This is a genomic window from Rossellomorea marisflavi, from assembly GCF_009806575.1.
GTDB classification, from domain to species: Bacteria; Bacillota; Bacilli; order Bacillales; family Bacillaceae_B; genus Rossellomorea; species Rossellomorea marisflavi_A.
This window is the reverse complement of sequence record NZ_CP047095.1, coordinates 3,959,044-3,979,117: the sequence shown is the minus strand read 5'-3', so window position 1 is coordinate 3,979,117 and position 20,074 is coordinate 3,959,044. Positions and strand designations below refer to the sequence as shown.

Annotated in this window: 17 protein-coding genes and 1 pseudogene; 8 read left to right on the top strand and 10 right to left on the bottom strand. The window is 50.3% G+C overall.

The features are described 5' to 3' along the window. Positions 1 to 147 precede the first annotated feature (147 nt). The 4 genes and pseudogenes from D5E69_RS24115 to D5E69_RS20495 all read right to left on the bottom strand — a co-directional run bounded on the left by D5E69_RS24115 (position 148) and on the right by D5E69_RS20495 (position 6,172). Positions 148 to 1,919: pseudogene (locus D5E69_RS24115) on the bottom strand (LTA synthase family protein). Positions 1,920 to 2,006: 87 nt separating this feature from the next. Next, the gene (locus D5E69_RS20505; RefSeq protein WP_159130181.1) at positions 2,007 to 3,179 is read right to left on the bottom strand and encodes a glycosyltransferase family 4 protein; all 1,173 of its coding nucleotides are present in this window, start codon (positions 3,177 to 3,179) and stop codon (positions 2,007 to 2,009) included. 2 nt (positions 3,180 to 3,181) lie between these two features. Next, positions 3,182 to 4,702: a murein biosynthesis integral membrane protein MurJ gene (murJ, locus tag D5E69_RS20500; RefSeq protein ID WP_159130180.1), complete on the bottom strand. Its 1,521-nt coding sequence runs from the start codon at positions 4,700 to 4,702 to the stop codon at positions 3,182 to 3,184. A 9-nt stretch (positions 4,703 to 4,711) separates the two neighbouring features. Then, positions 4,712 to 6,172, bottom strand: a complete 1,461-nt coding sequence (locus D5E69_RS20495; protein ID WP_048015256.1) for an O-antigen ligase family protein — start codon at positions 6,170 to 6,172, stop codon at positions 4,712 to 4,714. A gap of 262 nt (positions 6,173 to 6,434) precedes the next feature. Here D5E69_RS20495 and D5E69_RS20490 point away from each other — a divergent pair, with 262 nt between their 5' ends. The 3 genes from D5E69_RS20490 to D5E69_RS20480 all read left to right on the top strand — a co-directional run bounded on the left by D5E69_RS20490 (position 6,435) and on the right by D5E69_RS20480 (position 9,420). Further along, positions 6,435 to 7,163, top strand: coding sequence for a WecB/TagA/CpsF family glycosyltransferase (locus D5E69_RS20490; protein WP_159130179.1), 729 nt, complete (start codon positions 6,435 to 6,437; stop codon positions 7,161 to 7,163). 17 nt (positions 7,164 to 7,180) lie between these two features. After that, the gene (locus tag D5E69_RS20485; RefSeq protein ID WP_159130178.1) at positions 7,181 to 8,290 is read left to right on the top strand and encodes a glycosyltransferase family 4 protein; all 1,110 of its coding nucleotides are present in this window, start codon (positions 7,181 to 7,183) and stop codon (positions 8,288 to 8,290) included. 80 nt (positions 8,291 to 8,370) lie between these two features. After that, positions 8,371 to 9,420: a glycosyltransferase family 4 protein gene (locus tag D5E69_RS20480; RefSeq protein WP_159130393.1), complete on the top strand. Its 1,050-nt coding sequence runs from the start codon at positions 8,371 to 8,373 to the stop codon at positions 9,418 to 9,420. Positions 9,421 to 9,696: 276 nt separating this feature from the next. On the opposite strand, the gene D5E69_RS20475 is transcribed toward D5E69_RS20480, so the two are convergent. After that, complete coding sequence (locus tag D5E69_RS20475) at positions 9,697 to 10,893, bottom strand: LCP family protein (protein WP_249931528.1); 1,197 nt, start codon at positions 10,891 to 10,893, stop codon at positions 9,697 to 9,699. A gap of 324 nt (positions 10,894 to 11,217) precedes the next feature. Further along, the gene (locus D5E69_RS20470) at positions 11,218 to 11,850 is read right to left on the bottom strand and encodes a YigZ family protein (RefSeq protein ID WP_159130176.1); all 633 of its coding nucleotides are present in this window, start codon (positions 11,848 to 11,850) and stop codon (positions 11,218 to 11,220) included. Between the two features lie 458 nt (positions 11,851 to 12,308). Here D5E69_RS20470 and D5E69_RS20465 point away from each other — a divergent pair, with 458 nt between their 5' ends. Both D5E69_RS20465 and D5E69_RS20460 read left to right on the top strand, forming a co-directional pair. Beyond that, on the top strand, positions 12,309 to 13,451 hold the full coding sequence (locus D5E69_RS20465; protein ID WP_048004932.1) for a sensor histidine kinase: 1,143 nt from the start codon (positions 12,309 to 12,311) through the stop codon (positions 13,449 to 13,451). A gap of 30 nt (positions 13,452 to 13,481) precedes the next feature. Beyond that, the gene (locus D5E69_RS20460) at positions 13,482 to 14,162 is read left to right on the top strand and encodes a response regulator (protein ID WP_048004933.1); all 681 of its coding nucleotides are present in this window, start codon (positions 13,482 to 13,484) and stop codon (positions 14,160 to 14,162) included. Between the two features lie 84 nt (positions 14,163 to 14,246). Here the strand turns inward: D5E69_RS20460 and treR are convergent, their stop codons facing one another. Then, positions 14,247 to 14,969, bottom strand: a complete 723-nt coding sequence (gene treR, locus D5E69_RS20455) for a trehalose operon repressor (RefSeq protein ID WP_048004934.1) — start codon at positions 14,967 to 14,969, stop codon at positions 14,247 to 14,249. Between the two features lie 148 nt (positions 14,970 to 15,117). Between treR and D5E69_RS20450 the strand changes: the two genes are divergently transcribed. Then, a complete protein-coding gene (locus D5E69_RS20450; protein WP_159130175.1) occupies positions 15,118 to 15,690 on the top strand; it encodes a YybH family protein in 573 nt (190 codons plus the stop codon). Between the two features lie 33 nt (positions 15,691 to 15,723). On the opposite strand, the gene D5E69_RS20445 is transcribed toward D5E69_RS20450, so the two are convergent. Next, positions 15,724 to 16,215, bottom strand: coding sequence for a hypothetical protein (locus D5E69_RS20445; protein WP_048014359.1), 492 nt, complete (start codon positions 16,213 to 16,215; stop codon positions 15,724 to 15,726). A gap of 27 nt (positions 16,216 to 16,242) precedes the next feature. Then, positions 16,243 to 16,608, bottom strand: a complete 366-nt coding sequence (locus D5E69_RS20440; protein WP_048014360.1) for a YwqH-like family protein — start codon at positions 16,606 to 16,608, stop codon at positions 16,243 to 16,245. Between the two features lie 221 nt (positions 16,609 to 16,829). On the opposite strand from D5E69_RS20440, the gene D5E69_RS20435 reads away from it, so the two are divergent. After that, positions 16,830 to 17,372: a histidine phosphatase family protein gene (locus D5E69_RS20435; RefSeq protein ID WP_159130174.1), complete on the top strand. Its 543-nt coding sequence runs from the start codon at positions 16,830 to 16,832 to the stop codon at positions 17,370 to 17,372. Next, positions 17,369 to 17,821: an NUDIX hydrolase gene (locus tag D5E69_RS20430; protein WP_159130173.1), complete on the top strand. Its 453-nt coding sequence runs from the start codon at positions 17,369 to 17,371 to the stop codon at positions 17,819 to 17,821. The genes D5E69_RS20435 and D5E69_RS20430 overlap by 4 nt, the downstream gene beginning before the upstream one ends. A gap of 56 nt (positions 17,822 to 17,877) precedes the next feature. On the opposite strand, the gene treC is transcribed toward D5E69_RS20430, so the two are convergent. Next, complete coding sequence (treC, locus tag D5E69_RS20425) at positions 17,878 to 19,572, bottom strand: alpha,alpha-phosphotrehalase (protein WP_159130172.1); 1,695 nt, start codon at positions 19,570 to 19,572, stop codon at positions 17,878 to 17,880. Positions 19,573 to 20,074: the final 502 nt, after the last annotated feature.

Below are 20,074 nucleotides of genomic sequence, written 5' to 3'. Positions count from 1 at the left end.
CTGCCAATGGACCTAGAGTATGGGTCGTACGTTTAAAACGAAAGCGGCGGTCGCCGAGCTGTTTGTTGTTGATCCATTTTAACCCCCTGTCATTATATCCTTGTATCTAATTGCGAAATTTGGTAGTGAAACCTCTGTTGCTTGTGCTTATTCATTACCATGCAAAAAATCCCCTTTAATAATCAGCTCCGAAGTATTCAGCATTTCCTGCTCCTGCGCTCCCAGCCCTTCCACAATCCTGTCCTTCCCGATCATCAAAGACTTCGTCACATACCCGCCGCTCGGGATCACGACGGTCCCGGACGGTGAACCAAGAAGGTTTTCACCGAGCCCCGATGTGTAGGAGGTCCCCATGATGGAGGCAATCGTCGGGTACACATCCACCTGGCCGCCATACGCATCGATTTCCTTTCCTTTTATGCCTGGGTTGTAGATCATGAACGGCACAGTGGCGTATTCCCGGTACCATTCCTCGGTAGAGATCGATTTGCCCTTCCATTTCTCGATCAGGGACTTATCACGCTCGAAGATCCCGTTGTGATCGCCGTACAGCACGATGATGGAGTCCTCAAGCAGTCCATCGGATTCCAGTTCCTTTAAAAACAGCCCGAGGGCTTCATCGGTATAGCGTACGGTCTGGAGATAATCCCCAAGCAACGTACCGTTCACTTCCTTGGGGAGGGAGAGGGACTTCTTCTCCACAGGAAGATCATACGGCATGTGATTGGTCAGGGTGACGATCAGGGAGTAAAAGGGGAAGGCTGCTCCTTCAATGTGCCGGCTGTCTCCGTGAACATTTCTTTATCGCCGACGCCCATTCCGACGAGTTCTTTTTGGGGGAACTGTTCGATGGTCTTGTAGTCCTCAAAGCCGAGGGACGGATACATCAGATGACGGTTCCAGAACGTCTTCTCGTCTGCATGGACGCCGAGGGTCGAATACCCGTCCTCTTTGAGTGAGTTTCCGATGCTGTGGTACGTATTGGACGGATAGCGGAAGAAGACCGATCCGGACTTTAAAGGGTATAGGGCGGTTTGCGTCAGGAATTCGGCGTCAGAGCTATTCCCTGCGATCGTCTGGGCGTAAAAGTGCGGGAAGGACAGGCTGTGCTTCAGCATCCGGTTCATGGTCGGGGTGATTTCCTTGCCTCCGATCTCTTCGTTCAGGACGAAGCTTTGGAGGGACTCCACCTGGATCATGATGAGATTCTTATCTTTCCCGTAGGCCTTATAAGGGTGATCGGCCGGGTCACGTTCAGCAGCGAAGGCCGTTCCGATCCGCTTCCTGTCATCGGCAGTCAGCTTGTAGTTCCGGTCCCTGATGTAGGAATACGAATCCAGCATGTGATGGCCGATGAGGCCGTATTGGACAACGTGATCCAGAGAATCGTAGGCCTGGACCGGGTTCTCCATGCCGTCAACGAACATGAGCTTTGCGGGCTTCATGACCAGGAAGAGGAGACCGAGGATGAGAAAGGGTATCACGCCCTTTACCATCTCTCTTTTTTTCGTGTAGCGAAACTTGCTCCAAAGGAAGAAAGGAAGAATGACCAGGTCGGCCACAAAGAGCAGGTACCGGAGCTTGAACAGATACGTGATGCTATCGCCGAGTCCACCGAGGTTGGCCATCTGCCCGAAGATCGACAGGGTGATGGGGGAGCTGTAGTAATCCAGGTACACCGCATTCGATAGGAAGACGAAGGACACAAGGAGGGAAATCAGTCCGCTGAATGCAAGACGCCATTTCCCGCTGAACAAGAATGACAGGCCGTAGCAGGCAAGAAGGAAACCGATGGAGGTGGAAAAGACACCGCTTGATAAGGGGGTATCGGTGAACGTGTGAAACAGGATCACTTTGAAGAAGAGCAGGATATACAGGAGTTCATTTATGTAAGTGAGTGGGTTTCGAAGCGTACGCATACAGTCACATCCCAATAGAGTATAGGAATTAGTGTATGATTTCCCCTTTGGGATTATACGCCATAAGAAAAGGCTTGAGCGATGGGCTCAAGCCTTGTTGGCGGCTTTCATATAAATCTCTTCAAACCGTGCGGCGGCGGAGTGATGGGAGTACATCTGCTCAATCTTCGTCCGGGCGTTCCGGGCGAGCTGTTCGGCGAATGTGGTTGAGTCCAATACCTTCAGGATCGCTTCGGAAAGGCCGTCCACATCCTTCTCCGTCACGAGGAGACCGTCCTTCTCGTGCTCGATGATTTCCTTCAGACCGCCGACGGCGCCGGCGATGACAGGGGATCGTGAACCCATCGCTTCCAGGGCGGAAATCGAGGTAGCCTCTTCGACACCGTAGGAATGGACGCTCGGCACGAGGACGACGTCCGACGTCCCGTACAGATACTTCATCTTTTCATGAGGCACCGTGCCAAGGAGAAGGACATCTCCATCAAGGCCCTGCTTTTCGACTTCCCTTTTGATGGCGGGCATCTGTTCACCGGTCCCTGCATAGACGAGGACGGTATCAGGATGGCGGTCAAGGACCTTCCTGAGGGCAAGGGTCGGATAGATGACCCCGTTTTTCTCCGTCATCCTCCTTGGGACGAAAAGCATCTTCTTATCTGCCGGGATGCCGAATTCCTCCCGTATGCCTGACAGATCAAGTTTCCCCGGGTCGAAGTCTTCCACATCGATGAAATTCTTGATGGCTGTCGCTTCAACCCCTGACATGGACTTCACATACTCCTTGATCCGCTGATCGACGGTGACGACTTCGTCAGCGAGGGTGTAGGCCCTTTTTTCGCGCTCTCTGACGGTGATGTCTTCCTTGCTGCCTTCTGCGATCGCTCCTCGGCTGATGGCCTCGAAGGAATAGTAGCCGTGTACCGTCTCCACGACGGGGGTCCCGGTTCCTTCCGCTGCCAATGTGGCATAAACATCCTGGGTGTTCACGACATCGTACTGTCCTTTGAGCTTGTTCATTTCTTTGTGGATAAGCGTCATCCGGTTTTGATCGTTCATGAGCTGGCCGGACCCAGGTTTGATCTTACTCGCGATGAATCCCGGTGCCTGGGCGTATGCTTTTCGCACGAGTGGATTCAGGTTGGTGAAGGAAAGGACGTCCACATGGTGCCCGAGGGCCTCGAGTCCGTTCTTGAGTGTCGCCACATGGGTGGAGAGGCCGCCCTCGTGGGGGTATTCGAATATGGTGGATAAAAGGATCTTCATGGTTATCGGCTCCTTTTCAGCTTTTGGGTGAGCGGTGATACGGCCTGTACCTTGAAGAGGAAGGCCAGCATACAATAGATGATGAAGATGACGGCGGTCATGATCGCCGTATGGATGATGATGTTCAGGTCATTTGCGAGCAAGGCCTTTGTCGCAAGCGCCCCTGCTGCAGCTCCTGCCGTCGTGAGGAGGAGCTTACCTGATTCTTTTCCGAGTCGTTTTGAGTAGGTTTTCTTTTCTTCGTATCCCTTCAGCAAATAGCTGAAGAGCACGATGCACTGGATGAGCATGGAGATGCTCGATGCGAGGGCGATCCCTCCGACACCCATGAACCTTGCCAGGATGATGCTCAGGACCACGTTGGCCGCGACCGCACCGAGACAAGAGTACATGGCGATCTTCGTCTTCTTCAAGGCGTAGAACCCGTTCATCAGAAAGTCCCTGAGGGCAAAGAAGACAAGGCCGATCCCGTAATAGAAGAGGGCCTGGAAGGTGATGGAGGTTGCACCCGCATCGAAGCTTCCCCGCTCGAAGGCCAGACGGATCAGGTCATCCCCACTCACGGCAAGCAGCACCGTGAAGGGTAGTCCGGCAAACAGGATGATCGCCGTCCCTTTATGTATGATGGTGAAAAATCGCTTGTAGCTCTCGAGTGCTCCTTCCACGAGTGACGGGTAAAGTACCGTGATCAGCGGCGTCAGGATCACGCTGAGGGGGAGCCAGAGAAGCCGGTTCCCGTAATTCAGAGCCGAGACGCTTCCCGTTTCGAGTCCCGATGACACCATGCGGTCCACCAGGCTGTTCAGCTGGATGGAAATCGCCGCGATGATGATCGGATAGAACAGGATCATGATGCGTTTGATCTGCTCCTTGTTTTCCTTGAAGGCGAAATTGAATCCGATCCCTTCTTTCCTGAACGAAGGATACTGGATGAAGAACTGTCCGGCAGCACCCATGAGGACACCGGCGGCGAGCCCGTACACGCCGTATGTATTCGTAAGGAGGACGGTCGCCAGGATGATGACCACATTCTGCACCGTCGACGTGAACGCCGGCAGGACGAACTGCTTGTTGGCATTCAGCACTCCTGTCGAGATCGCCGTCAACGTCAGGAAGATCATACTTGGGATCATGATGCGCGTAAGATCCACCGTTAGATCGAGCTGACCCGGGGTGAAGCCCGGTGCCATCAACTTCATGAGCGGCTCCGTGAAGAGGAGCGTCACTGCGATGAAGGCGATGGAAATGACAAGGAAAAACGTGCCGAGGAGACTCATGAGCTCCCGAGATTCCCTCTTGCTTCTCTCACGTGCTTCCATGAAGAGCGGAATCGTCCCTGCCTGAATTGCCGTCCCGATCGCTGTGAAGAGCAGGGTCGGGACAAGACTCGAGACGAAGAACACGTCTGCTACGTCAGATGTGCCGAAGTACGCGGCAATGATGCTCTCCCGTGCGAATCCGAGCAGTTTTCCAAGACCGGAGATGATTGTGACAAGCCCGACGGCTTTGATGAGCGATTTCATATGAATTCCTCATTTTTCAAGAGAATGGGGCGTCCTTTCTTTCGTAAGGAAATAGCCCAGTACGGAGTAGAAATACAGCGTAAGAATCTTCTCCTCCAGTACATTATAGAACAGGGCCATGAGCAATGTCGCCAGGGTCAGGCAGAAAAGCACCGGAGCAATGGGGTCTTTTCTCCTCTTCCACGTGATGATGAAGATCGCCACCACAAATGCTAAGACGCTCACTGTCCCCAGTGTCCCGGTCTGCACGAGGAGCTGGATGTATTGATTATCCGAGTACATCCTGTCCGGCAGCTGATACCTCTCGGCGATCGGTGTCCCGTAGCTCAGCGTCGCAGAATCCCCGAACGTCCCGAATCCTGTCCCGATCACAGGATTCATGAGATAGATATCAAGCCCCTTGAATACCACATACAGCCTGCCCCACTGGCTGCTTTTCTCAATGATGTCGTCAGAGAATATTTCCTTGAAGCGATTGGAGAATGCGGATGACCGTTCATTCGGCGGCGGTGCGCTGTCAGGCTCAACTTCTTCCTGTGGAACATCGGGCATATGCCCATCGCTGATCGTATGGGCGTCGATCTCTTCCCGTGCAATACCGGCAGGGTAATAGATGAGGAAGAGCCCCAATACAATGGATAGAATCAGTCCCGCCCCCATTTTCCAAGCCCTCTTCCACAGCACATAGACGATGAAGGCAATCCCGAATGCCAGGATCGAACCCCTGGAGTAGGTGAGGCAGAGGGTGCCGAGCATCAGGATGGAGGCAAGGACGTAAAGGATCCGCCATCGCTTCGCAACGGACAGGACATAAAGGGTGATAAAGAGACAGATGGATAAATATGTACCAAGTACGTTCGGATTCGCCGTCAGGCCGTACACCCTCATCTCATTTACAGAGGACAGATTCCAGTTCGTCCATGCCTCCGGAACAAGAAATGTCCTAGAAAAGAGGTACTCGATGATTCCGTGTACAGACAGGATTGACCCCATCACGATAGAGAGTTGGAGGAAATATCCGATATCTTCTTTATTCATCTTCCACTGACCGACGATGAAGAGGATCAGGAAGGTGATGAGATAGGCGCGATTCTGAAAGATAATGGCAGACAGGCCGACGCCCGTCTGAAAGGCTGCAATCGTCCCGACGAGACAGAACAGCAGGATGAAGCCCGTAAAGGCATACGTCTTCCACGAACCACGGTCCCGGATGAACCCGTAAAGGGCGGCAAGGAACAAGACGATCAGCAGACAGTCGCCCATGAGCTTGAAGCCAGGATTCAATTCTAGTAAGAACGGGCGGATTGGGAAGTATATGAATAAGAGCAACAATCCGTTCTTCTTATTCCATGCAATGAAGAATAAGCTAAGGAGGGTGGAGAGATAGGCAACCACCGGATGTGTAAATACGGAAGGTACCACTAGCGCAATGACCGCCAACAATACCAGATGCTGAAGCTTCGACAACAAAACATGACCACCCTTCTGAGAGGTTATTTCCTAGTATAAGCTTAATAAACGAATTTATTGTTTTATTTAACATTTTGTAAAGATTCCTAAAGGAATGGTAAAAAATTGATGACATGGAACCATCCGCCGACAATCTATCTTATTATAGAATCGAATCGGAAATTCCTCCAACGTCATGGAGTTGTAACACAATAACTGTTTCAGTAGCGGGGCGGCTGGGATAGAATAAAGGGGAGAATCGACAAGAGAGGTAGACACGATAATGACAAATCAAACCATCACCATACTCGACGTACCTTTTGTGAATCAACGTAAATCCGAGGTCGTACATGATCTCTATCATCAGTATATAAAAGAAGAAAAGAAAGCACTTGTGGTCACGGCCAATCCAGAAATCGTCATGCAGGCGAGGGAAGACCGGGAATACCACGCCATACTTAAGACGGCCGACATCATCGTCCCCGACGGCATCGGTGTGATCATCGCCTCAAAGATGAAGAAGACACCCCTGATTGAGCGCGTGCCTGGTTTTGAACTAATGGAGGACTTGCTTGCACTCGGGAATGAAAACCCCATTTCCTTCTATATTGTAGGTGCTAAACCAGAAATCATCGAAAAAGCGGTCCGCAATGTAAAGGAAAAATATCCGAAGCTCGATCTTGTCGGCCATCATCACGGTTATTTCCAAGATGACGATGAAACCATCATTGAAGACATCCAGCGAACCAAACCGGATGTCATCCTGGTCGCCCTTGGGTTCCCGCGGCAAGAGAAATGGATCGCGGCCAATCTGCCCAAAGTGGAAAAAGGGGTCTTCATGGGAGTCGGCGGCAGCATCGATGTCCTGGCCGGTCACGTCAAAAGAGCACCGGTACTATTCCAAAAAGTGTACATGGAGTGGTTCTACCGTCTCCTGAAGCAGCCTTCCCGCTGGAGAAGGATGCTCGTGCTTCCACAATTCATCATCACTGTCATGAAATCCAAACACTAACGCTGGGAGGTCCCACCGTGAAGATTCTGCACCTGAATGCCGGCAACGAAAGCGGCGGAGGTATGTTTCACATCCTGTCCTTATTAAATGAACTGAGCCGGGAAGAATTTTTTCTCGGAGTTTTTGAAAAAGGAGAAATGTATAAGCGTGGGGTTGAGCAGAACATCCAACTGGTAAATTTTGATCAAAAGTCAAAATTCGACTTTACGGTTGTCAGAAAAATTGGTACCTTTATAAGAAAGCATGGAATCGACATGATTCACACCCACGGAGCGAGAGCGAACTGCTATGCCCCCTTCATCCGGAAAAGGACAGGCGTGAAGTGGGTGGTGACTGTACATAGTGATCCCCGTGATGACTTCATGGGCCAGGGGATCACCGGGAAAGTCTTCACCAGGACCAACCTGAATGCCCTCAAGCAGGCAGACCATTTCCTTGCCATCTCGGAGCGGTTCAAAACCATCCTGATGGATCTCGGCATCCCCTCGGAAAAGATCACCGTCATCCTGAACGGAATCGACTTCGACAAACCGCTGTCGAAACCGTTTGAAAGGGAAGAATTAGGGGTAAAAGAAGGAGACTTCGTTATGCTGATGGTGGCCAGGCTCGAAGCAGTGAAGAACCATAAGCTGGCACTCACCGCACTTCGAAACCTGATTCAACACCACCACCAGACCGGAATCAAACTCCTCATCGTCGGTGACGGATCGGAAAGGGAAGGACTGGAAGCCTTCGTCCAGGCTAACGGACTCTCATCCTGCGTAGGCTTCCTTGGTCACCGCAATGATGTTGAGCGATTATATCCTCTGTCGGACCTTGTACTCCTTACATCCTATAGTGAGAGCTTTCCTCTTGTACTGTTAGAGGCCGCACGTTCCAATGTTCCCGTTATCACCACGGACGTCGGTGGGGTTGACCGCCTGATCCCATCAGAAGACTACGGGTGGATCGTCCCAATCGATGATGAGAAGAGCCTGACGGAAAAGCTTCTCACCGCCATTGAACTGAAGCAGAGTGAACGCCTCCATGAAATAGGACAAAAGTTAAGAATGCACAGCAGGGACAATTTTTCAGTAGAGCATTTCGCCAAGAACGTTTATAATGTATATTTGAGGCTGCTCGGATAGCCGCATCTAAGAATTACCTGTATTCATCAATCGACCAACCGGGTAGATTAACGATTAAGAGGTGTACAATAACAATGCCAATGTTAATTCTGACATTACTCATATGCTTTGCCCTCACCATCGCGATCACACCCCTTGTTAAGCGGTTTGCATTCGCAGTGGGTGCGACCGACAAACCGGAGGATCGCAAGGTGCACAGCAAAATCATGCCCCGCCTTGGCGGACTGGCCATCTATATCGGATTCATCACGGGATATCTCATCCTCCGTCCTGAAGATCAATACGCCCTCCCGATCATCATCGGAAGCGGCGTGATCCTCCTGACGGGGATGGCGGATGACATTTTCCAGCTATCAGCAAAATGGAAGTTTGTCGGCCAGATTGCAGCGGCTCTCATCGTCGTCCTAGGTGGCGTGAAAATCAACTTCATCAATATTCCGTTCTTCGACACAGAGCTGAAGTTCGGATTGCTCAGTATCCCGATCACCATCCTTTGGATCGTCGGGATTACCAATGCCATCAACTTCATTGATGGCCTCGACGGGCTGGCAGCGGGTGTCTGCACCATCGGACTTGCCACCATCGGCTTCATGGCCATGCTGAAAGGCGATATCTTCGTCATGACGCTCGCCATGATCGTACTCGTAAGCTCCCTTGGCTTCCTGTACTACAATTTCCATCCGGCCAAGATTTTCATGGGGGACACCGGCTCCCTCTTCCTCGGATACATCATATCCGTACTGGCCCTCCTCGGATTCAAGAACGTCACGATGGTCTCACTCGTCATCCCGTTCATCATTCTTGGAGTACCGATCTCAGATACCTTCTTCGCCATACTCAGAAGGTACAAGAACAAAAGCCCATTGTCCGCACCGGACAAATCCCATCTTCATCACTGCTTGCTGAGGGCGGGCTTCAGTCATAAACAAACCGTCATCATCATCTATGCCATGGCTGCCATGTTCAGCCTGGCCGCCATCATCTTCTCCATGTCCACCGTCTGGGGAGGCTTGATCATCCTGACGATCCTGCTCTTCGCCATCGAATGGTTCATCGAGAGCATCGGCTTGGTCAACTCCAACTACCAACCGCTCATCAAGTTCGTAAAGGCGCGGACAAGTAAGAAGTAAGATGTTTGATGCAGAAAGCAGCCAACCCTGAGGGGTGGCTGTTTTTTTGCGTTTGGTGGGTTGAGGGGAGTGTTTTTTTGTACCTGGCACCAAACGGCCATTTGGTGCCAGGTACAAAAAGGGGAAAAGGTGCCAGGTACAAAAAGGGGAAAAGGTGCCAGGTACAAAAAGGGAGAGAGGTGCCTGGCACCAAAACAGCAAAAGGTGCCTGGCACCACCGCACCACACCTCCCACCACAACAAAAAACACCCGCCATCCAGGCGGGTGCTCTTCAATCACTGTTCTGCATAAGGATCGGATTCGGTCTCTGCATGAGGAATCTCTTCCAGTGCAGGGCCCGTATCTTCTCCGGTTTCATCATAGGTTCCGGTGTCATCCGAAGTATCATCATACGTTCCGGATTCATCGGTAGACTCGCTGTAAGGATCGCTTTCTTCTTCTGTAGTGGTCGTATCATCTTCGGTGCCATAAGGGTCGGTTTCTTCACCGTTTTCTTCGGTGTTGATGTTATCCGCTGTCTGCGATTGGGACAGTCCAAGGTGGTTTCTCAGCTCCAGGCTGGTGTTGGCGACGCTTGTCTCGTCGAGGAGCCAATAGTATACGCCGTCGATGTAGGTGTCTTCACCTTCAAGGGTGATGTTCTCGATGGACAGCTTCTTGGTCAAGCCGTAGCTGGAGAAAGCTTTCATTTCGCTGAACGTCATGTTGGTGGCCATGTTGTTCCCGATCGCTTCAAGAATGTCGTCATACTTCGTGATGGCGTTGCCCGAAGCAGCTTTCTTCACGATTCCCTGGAGGATCATCTGCTGGCGTTTACCGCGTTCGATGTCATTATCATAGTGTCGGGTCCTTGCCAGTGCAAGGGCTTCTTCCCCGTCCAGGGTCTGTTCGCCAGGCATCAGGTGAATGGCATTGGCTTTGTCCTTTGAATTCTGCTCTTTTAATTCATATGGAACGTCGACATTTATGCCTTCAAGGGCATCGACTACATCGATGAAGGCATTGAAGTTCATTTTCACGTAGTAGTCAACCGGGATGTTCATGAGCTGTTCCACTGCTTCGATGGAGGCTTTCGGTCCTCCGTAGGCATGGGCGTGATTGATTTTCGTTTTATAGCCTGCGTCTTCCAGGTAGACATACGAGTCACGCGGGATGCTGACAAGTTTCACTGATTTATCTTTTTCGTTCAAGGTGGCAAGCATCAGTGCGTCTGAGCGGTCCTTTGTGTTTCCGCGTACGTCACTGCCATCGACACCGATGAACAGGATGGATACATTATCAACGTCGGGGTTCACTGCGGTTTCGCGGAGGTTGGATTTTTCACGGCCGTCGATGTTATCGTAGGATTTATTGAATACGGTTTCTGCTTTTTTTAGAACGACTGCACCGAATGCGGCGGCTGAAAAGGTGACGATTAGAAGGGGGATGATGAGGAAGAAGAAGATTCTTCTGCGGCGTTTCTTCTTTTTCATGATGTGATCATCTCGATATATTCCGTTATGCGACATATTTAAGAAGCTCCTTTTTTCGAGTAATACCTACAATATCTAAGAATATTCGCGTTTTTTACCTAAGCTCAATTGTACTATGTTACATAACCACCGTAAAATGAAATTTTTATTACAGTACACTTACAAAAAAAGCGGGACAAACCCCGCGGCTGCAATCCTCTAGATAGTAGGTATACATTAGAGCCAACTTCAATCATGCTCAACATGGTTCCATACCCGTTTTCCATCCATCGTACTCCACTTGATGAAAAAAGACAGATCCCGTGGAATCTGTCTCCTTAGTGTTTATATAAGCGTCTCCAAATATTCCACTTCGCTTTCACTGATTTCACCTTGTCCATTGGTGAGTTCGGTCATCCAGGAAGTGAAGTCATCCTTCGCTGCTTCTTCGACATAGACCTCTACTTCGACAGCGTCGAGATAGTGGATTTCTTTGAGCTGGTAGTGAGAGGAACGGATTTCGTTCTCTACTTTTCCGAGCCAAGTATAGTCGATTTTTGTCTTCATGATGCGCATAAGCTTCCGTTCGACGACACCAGTCGCGTTCAAGCCTTCGGATGTGCTTTTTCCGTACGCACGGATGAGGCCGCCTGCACCGAGTTTGATGCCACCGAAGTAGCGGGTGACGACCACGACGGTATCCTTCAGGTCGCGTTTCTTCAACACTTCAAGCATGGGAACGCCGGCCGTTCCGCTTGGTTCACCGTCGTCATTGGCCTTCTGGATGAGGTTGTTCTCCCCGATCATGTAGGCTGAACAGTTATGCGTTGCGTCCCAATGCTTCTTCTTGATATCGGCGATGAACGCCTGAGCGTCTTCTTCGGTTTCCGCACGGGCTACATGGGCGATGAAGCGTGAGCGCTCGATGACGATCTCGTTCTCGCCGGGTCCTTTTACAGTATAATATTTATGAAGCAATTCGCTTACCTCCTATCGGCGTGAATACTCTATTCCTACTATATAAAAAAATGAATCATAATGCACAAGGGAACGACTTCGTTCGAGGGAATAGTTGGTATTACATGAAATAATGGTAATACAATGTAATGAAACTTTAATCTCCTCCTATAGGCGACATGGTATAATGGACGCTGATAGTCATACTTTCTACCTCCTGGAAAGGTACAGGTTTTTCCCAATGCCTTCCTTGGGTATGTAAAGGATGTAGGAATATGCCTAGATGAATAAAGGAGTTTCAACTATCCCTATGGAAATGGTTAGAGAATGCGATGTTTCGATGCTGATTGGGACTTAGGTCACTGTCTTTTCACCCGAAACGTGTTGAACATTGTTGGATGTGTACTTAGTATAGAAGTATAGCGTTTCCAACTCTAATCGATGTCCATGATTATCGTGGAACAAAAGAGGGGTGTACCGTGTCACTGAAAAAAATCGACACCAAGATCCTGGATGGAATCCTTGAGAAGATGATCGACACGGTCGATGAGAGCAAGGGTGAAATCTTTCAGATCGGTGAGCAATGCCGTAATGATTACCAAGACTTAATGCAAGAACTATTAGATGTTAAGAATAAGGTCCTTCAGGTCATCGACGAGGGGGATGAGCTCCACAAGAGGTCAAGGCTCGCACGCCTGAGGCTTTCTGAGGTGAGCAAGCATTTTCAGACCTACTCCGAAGACCAGGTGAGGGACGCCTATGAAAAAGCCCACGATTTCCAGATGAAACTTCTTATGAACCGACAGCAGGAAAAGCAGCTGCGCGATCGCCGCGATGAACTTGAACGACGTATGAGGTCATTGGGGGAAACGATCGATAAGGCAGAGAATCTCTGCTCGCAGATTTCCGTGGTTCTCAATTATTTGAACAGTGATTTACGTGAAGTGAATGAAGCCCTTGAAGACGCGAAGCAGCGTCAGGATTTCGGCCTCCAGATCATTGAAGCCCAGGAAGATGAGCGCAAGCGTGTCTCCAGGGAAATCCATGATGGACCGGCCCAGATGATGGCAAACGTCCTCATCCGTTCCGATCTCATCGAACGGGTCTTCCGTGAGAAGACGACCGATGATGCGATCAAGGAAATCCGCGATCTGAAACGCATGGTCCGCTCGGCACTCTATGAGGTCCGTCGAATCATTTACGACCTGCGTCCCATGGCACTTGATGATTTGGGACTCGTGCCGACACTCAAGAAATACTTGAGTACCATCGAAGAATACAACGATAAGACGAGCATCCAGTTCATCAACATGGGTCTCGATATCCGGCTCCCGCCGAAGTTCGAAGTCGCCCTCTTCAGAATGGTTCAGGAAAGCGTCCAGAACTCGCTCAAGCATGCCGAGGCCACACACATTCAAGTAAAAGTGGAAGTAAAGAAAGACAATATAACCGTCGTCATCAAAGACAACGGCAAGGGATTCGATCTACATACACAAAAAACGGGATCCTTTGGCATCATGGGGATGAAAGAGCGTGTCGACCTTCTGGAAGGAGACATCACGATCGACTCAAAAGTAGGAGGCGGGACAGTCATACTGATCCGCGTACCTCTGAATATGTAAATTTTTCTAAGGTTTAGGGAGGCGAATGACATGGCAACAACTAATATCGTTATCATCGATGATCATCAGCTATTTCGTGAAGGGGTAAAACGGATTTTGGAATTCGAACCTTCATTCAACGTAGTAGCAGAAGGGGATGACGGAGCTGATGCCTCAGGTCTGGTGGCAGAGCACGAGCCGGATGTCGTCCTCATGGATATCAATATGCCCGAAATCAACGGCGTCGAGGCAACGCGCGAGCTCATGGATAAATATCCGGAGACAAAAGTCATCATCCTCTCCATCCACGATGATGAGAACTACGTAAACCATGCTCTGAAAACAGGAGCACTCGGCTATCTTCTTAAAGAAATGGATTCCGACGCTCTTGTGGAAGCAGTCAAGATCGTGGCTGAAGGTGGATCATACATCCATCCGAAAGTGACGCACAACCTGGTGGCCGAATACCGCCGCCTTGCGAATGCATCCAACTCTGGCGGATTCCAGCAATCCGAAGTTCGCCGCCCGCTTCACCTCCTCACACGCCGTGAGTGTGAAGTCCTGCAGATGCTTGCAGATGGGAAGAGCAACCGTGGTATCGGTGAAGCACTCTACATCAGTGAGAAAACCGTCAAGAACCACGTCAGTAACATCCTTCAGAAGATGAATGTGAACGACCGAACGCAAGCAGTTGTCACAGCCATCAAAAATGGTTGGGTGGAAGTACGATAATACGGATTTTGAGAAGGTAGCCGTTCTGGCTGCCTTCTTTTTTTGCAGAAAAAAGCCACGGCAACCACCATGGCTCTTCCTCTATCAATGCTTCCGCCTCGCAAAATCCACAAACCGGAACATATCCAGCCGGTGGCGTGATTCGGTATATTCGAACCGGACGGCGTCCTTCAAGTGGACCATGTTCCGCACAACGACCACATGGTCATACCCTTTCAGATCCAAGAGCTTTTCGTCCTCTTCCGTACAGGGCTCCACGACGATTTCCTTTTTGGCAAAATCGATGGGGAGACCGAGGGTGCCTTCAAGATGCTCATAGATCGAATTCTCGCAGATTTCCTGGGTGAGGAGAGGGACGCGGGACTTCAGGAAATACGACTTATCGAGGATGATCCGTTCCCCGCCGATTTCACGGGAGCGGGCCACCTCCCATACTTCATCGCCGACGGTGGTCTGGAGAAGGGAGGCGAGCTGATCATCAGCCAGGATGAGACCGAAACGGTGAACATGTGTCTTGATCGATTCGCGGCCCATGGATTGCTGCAGTTCTTTGAAGCTCACGAGTCCCGAGACGGGGAAGTTCATCCGGGATACGTCCAGGACAAGGGATCCCTTTCCGCGCAGCTTCTGGATGTATCCGTTCTGTGCAAGCATCGTAAGCGCCTTGCGGATCGTTTCCCGGGAGGTATCGTACATGTCGGACAGTTCATTCTCCGAAGGGAGGATCGTGTCGGGTGCGTAGGTACCGTTCTGTATATGGTCCGATAAATCGGTATAGATCTGATAATATTTATTCCGTTTTGTCATTATGATCACCTGCTCTCATTTTACCATATCTGTCACAAAGAATTGAGAATCGACTTGAGTGTTGCGAATATTTTCAATAGAATGGAGGTAGTGCAAATCTAATGAATAAGGGTGAAGAGCATTGTCGAAACAGCATTGGAAAAAAATCATGTTGGGTATAGGCATCAGTACGCTGCTTCTCGGGGCGTGCAGCGCAGACGAAGAGAAGAAGGAAGACAAGAAGACTTCTGAAGAATCCAAGGCGGATGAAAGCAAAAAGAGCGAGGAACAAGTTCAGCAAGAGCTCCCGACCTCCGAAAATGACAAAATTGTCGAACGGGCCCAGAAGCTGGAGGAAGCAGAAGGAATCCCTGCAGAAGATAAAGAAGAGTTGACCCAGACGTTTGATCAATATATCAAGACCTTCAATGAGAAGGACTATGATGCGTATATGAATCTCATCTCGAAACAACCGATCAACTTCAAATATGAAGATGAAGAAAAGTACGTGAAGCAGATCTTCGATTCTGTCGATTCGAAGCGTACAGCTGAAAACGTCAAGATCATCAACTTCAATGAAGCGAAGGCAGACGTATACGCTGAAATCAGCGCAACCACCAAGGATCCCGACAGCGGGAAAGAAGTGACGCGATCCGGCCGTCAGGTAACGGTATTCAAGAGTCAGGATGACGGATGGAAGGTTGTAGCGATCTTCTTCCAGGCAAGCGATAACGAGGAATGAGAAAAAGGACTGCTCCTGATGGGGCAGTCCTTTTTATGCGGGTTTCCTTAAAAACCTGGAACGGATCCACAGGATGATGCCTGCAAATCCGTATGATAAGACAAGCACGAATGCGATTCCCGCTACATTCTTCCAAGTGAGCTCGCCGTGGATGAGAGAGACGATGAACAAAGTGCCGGAAGAAATTGTCGACGCGATTACGATGAAGAGTGCATAAACGAGAATCGCGATTCTCAAAAACTTCTTCAGTGGCGTCAGTTCTTCAGGTGGACCGGGCGTTGAAGGCTGAACCTCGGACGCGGACACCTTTGGAAAGAAGCGTGCGCGTATCCAAAAGATGATGCCAACAACAAGGATATTCACACCCCCGGCGATCAAGAAGGCAAGATAATCCGTAAGAGGATGCTTGCTGATCATACTCAAGGCAGTGATCAGTGGTATGATTCCCACTATCAGGCCAAGAATTCCGAATACGAGCAGAATCATGCGGTATGTATTCCGCTTGAAATGTTGTTCTGGTGTCATGGACTAAATCCCTTCTCAAGAGGTTCGTTACATCATTGGGTCCTTCTTATTCTCTTCTTCGAGACGCTTGACCTCTTTGTCCATACTCACTTCAAGGGCAGCGATCTCTGCTTCGAGAGAGGAAATCTTCGATTCGATGGATGTGATGGCAGAGTCCATCTGACTTTGGGAGATATCCCGATAGGCTTCATTGAACTGTTCCCGGACTTCTTCAAACTCGTTGGCACGGGTCCCCTGCCAGGTCGTTGCACTGAGCTCGGGTTGCTTTACTTTTTGAGTATACTGATTGAATTCACCTTGGAGTTGATTCATGTTGGTTTTGGAGGTCCTCAGACGTTCAAGCTGCTTACGCTTTTCCCCGATCTGCGTGACCATGAATGATAGGTAGGACAAAGGATTCAGCCCCTTCAAAAATGTGTTGTATATACCTATGTTATGGTATCAAATGGAAACATTTAAGATAAATAGGTCTAAGATACCAAAAAAGGAGGTAGTTGAGAGGAGATAAGGTACAGGTTACTATATACCCATATTCAGAGAATATAATCAAACTTTTTACAAAAAAGGGTATTATTCTACATGAATCGAATAATGACATAAAAGGGGGAAAGAACATGGAGAAAACCATCTATCTCGTCCGCCACTGTAAAGCTGAAGGGCAGGCACCTGATGCCCGCTTGACCGCAGAAGGAGAAGAGCAGGCGGGGCGTATCACGGCATTTTTTAAAGATATCGATGTCGATACCATCTTGACGAGTCCTTATCTAAGGGCGGTCCAGACGGTAAAGGGGCTGGCAGAGAATCACGGGATCCGCCTTGTAGAAGAGCCCCGCCTCTCGGAAAGGGTGTTGACGGGGCAGTATCATCCCGATTGGCTCACGATGCTGGAACGGACCTTCACAGATCTGGAGCTTTCATATCCAGGAGGAGAGTCGAGCCTCCAAGCGATGCAGAGGGGAATGGAGGTAATCGATCAGATCCTTCAAGGTCATCACTCCGTCACGGTCATGGCGACCCATGGGAATCTGATGGCTCTTCTGCTGAAAAAATTCGATGATGCGTTCGGTTTCACACAGTGGAAGACCCTATCAAACCCGGATATCTATCGGTTGGATTTCACGATAGACGCACCTGTCATCCAAAGGGTGTGGGGATGAGTGATTACATCAGGGAAATGAGGAGATTGGTGGGAACCCGGCCACTTATGGTGGTGGGATCCACTGTCCTGTGTATAAATGAGAAGAAAGAACTACTCCTTCAGTACCGGACGGATGCCGATATATGGGGGCTTCCCGGCGGTGTGATGGAGTATGGGGAAAGCCTTGAAGAGACGGCTGCCCGGGAATTTCATGAAGAAACGGGGCTCCTCGCAGGGGAGCTGCAGTTCATCCGGATCCTCTCGGGACCGGATGAGTGCCACACTTACCCGAACGGCGATCAAATCTACGGTGTCACAGCGGTGTACGTGACGCATACTGTCACAGGGACCCTCGAGGCCAGTGGAGAATCCCGGGAGCTCAGGTACTTCGCCCTTGATGACTTGCCATCCCCGATGGTCTCCAAAGCCAGGAGGATCATCAACGAATTAAGTCCTGGCTTGATATGATCACCATATAAAAACCGGGCAGCCTGAAGGGGCTGCCCGGTTTTTGTATGGTGAACTTATTTCGTCAAGCGGAACACGACGGATTCATAAGGTCTGAGGTTCATATGGGTATAAACATTGGCGGTATCTTCATAGTTGGAGAGCAAGATGTCACTCGTCCACCCATTCACGTCCACCTCTTCAGGCAGGGTGAATGTGGCGTCTGTTCCGTAGAAATTATTCACCACCAGCAGTTTCTCATTCTCTCCGTTGCGCACATAGGCGAACAGGTGTGGGTCGTCTTCAAGGATGAGCTGGTAATCACCATCCGTAATCACGTCGTACTCTTTCCTTAGCTTGATCAGCTTTTGGTAATGATAGAACACAGATGATGGATCATCCATTGCGGCTTCAGCGTTAAACTCCCGGAAGTTCTTTGCAACAGGGATCCAGGGCTGTCCTGTAGTGAATCCTGCATTTTCACTTCCATCCCACTGAACAGGAGTACGGGAGTTGTCGCGGGATTTGTGACGCAGGATCTCAAGGATTTCGTCTTCCGATTTCCCTTGTTCTTTCATGATGTTGAACATATTGATCGACTCCACGTCCCGGTACTCATCGATGCTCGTGAATTTCGGATTCGTCATCCCGAATTCTTCTCCTTGGTAAATATAAGGCGTCCCCTGCATCATGTGGATTGTTGTGGCGAGCATTTTCGCCGATTCCTTATGGAACTCTCCGTCATTTCCGTAGCGGCTCACGATCCGTGGCTGGTCGTGGTTACACCAGAAGAGGGCGTTCCATCCTCCGCCGTCGTGCATTTCCTTCTGCCAGGTGGAAAGGATGTCCTTGAGCTGCTGGAAGTCGAAGTCGGCGACCGTCCATTTCTCACCGCCGGGGTAATCCACCTTCAAGTGGTGGAAGTTGAACGTCATGCTGAGTTCGTTCCGGTCCGGACGTGAGTATTTGATGCAGTTATCGATCGTCGTAGACGACATCTCCCCGACGGTCATGATGTCGTGCTTCGAGAAGACTTCACGGTTCATCTCCTGCATGTAATCATGGACCTTAGGACCGTCCGTGTAAAACTTGCGTCCGTCTCCGGGAGCCGTGGAGCCGTCGTCATCAGGGAAACGCTGATCTTTTGAAATCAAGTTGATGACGTCCAGGCGGAAGCCGTCGACGCCCTTATCTAGCCAGAAGAGCATCATGTCATAGAGCTTGCGGCGGACAGCGTCATTTTCCCAGTTGAGGTCTGCCTGTGTGACGTCGAAGAGATGAAGGTAGTATTGACCGGTCGCTTCGTCATACTGCCAGGCATTTCCTCCGAACTTCGACTGCCAGTTCGTCGGCTCGGATCCGTCGGGCTTGCCATCGCGCCAGATGTAGAAGTCACGGTATTCGCTGTCTTTTGACTGACGTGACTCGATGAACCACTGGTTCTCTGTGGAGGTGTGGTTGATGACGATGTCGAGGATGATTTTGATGCCGCGGGCGTGTGCTTCGCTCAGGAGGTTCTCGAAGTCTTCCATGGTGCCGTATTCGGCGTGGATGGAGAAGTAGTCGCTGATGTCGTAGCCGTTGTCGCGCTGCGGGCTTTCGTAGATGGGGGTGAGCCAGATGACGTCGACGCCGAGTTTGTTGAGGTAGTCGAGTTTCTGGGTGATGCCTTGGATGTCTCCGACTCCGTTTCCTGTTGTGTCGTTGAAGCTTTTGGGGTAGATCTGGTAGACGGCTGCTTTTTTCCACCATGGTTGTGGTTGTTGGGTCATTTGGGACACCTTCCTTTTAGTGTGGTTTTTTAGGGTGTGGTTCATGGGTTATTTGATTGGGTTCTTGCCTTTCCGCTGCGGTCGTCCGCTTTCCTCGGGGAGTCAGTTGAGCCGCTTCGGCTGCGCCTCCAGGGTCTCAAGCTTGCCTCTATTCCCGAAGGAGTCGGCCGCCCTTCGCTGCAAGGCACTTGTTGTGATAGAGAGGATGGTATGTTCGACATCCGTTTTAATAGGTGTGAAAAAATTCTTCTATTTCATAGACTATTTGATTGGGTTCGTGCCTTTCCGCTGCGGCCACCTGCTTTCCTCGGGAGGGTGTTGAGCCGCTTCGGCTGCGCCTCCAGGGTCTCAAGCTACCCTCTATTCCCGTAGGAGTCAGGTGGCCTTCGCTGCAAGGCACTTTATGGTGGTAGGTAGGATGGTATGTTCGACATTCCTGTCCTACTTCATGGTTGTTTATATACATGCCCCTTCTCTTTAAGGCTACCATTCCCCATTCTGT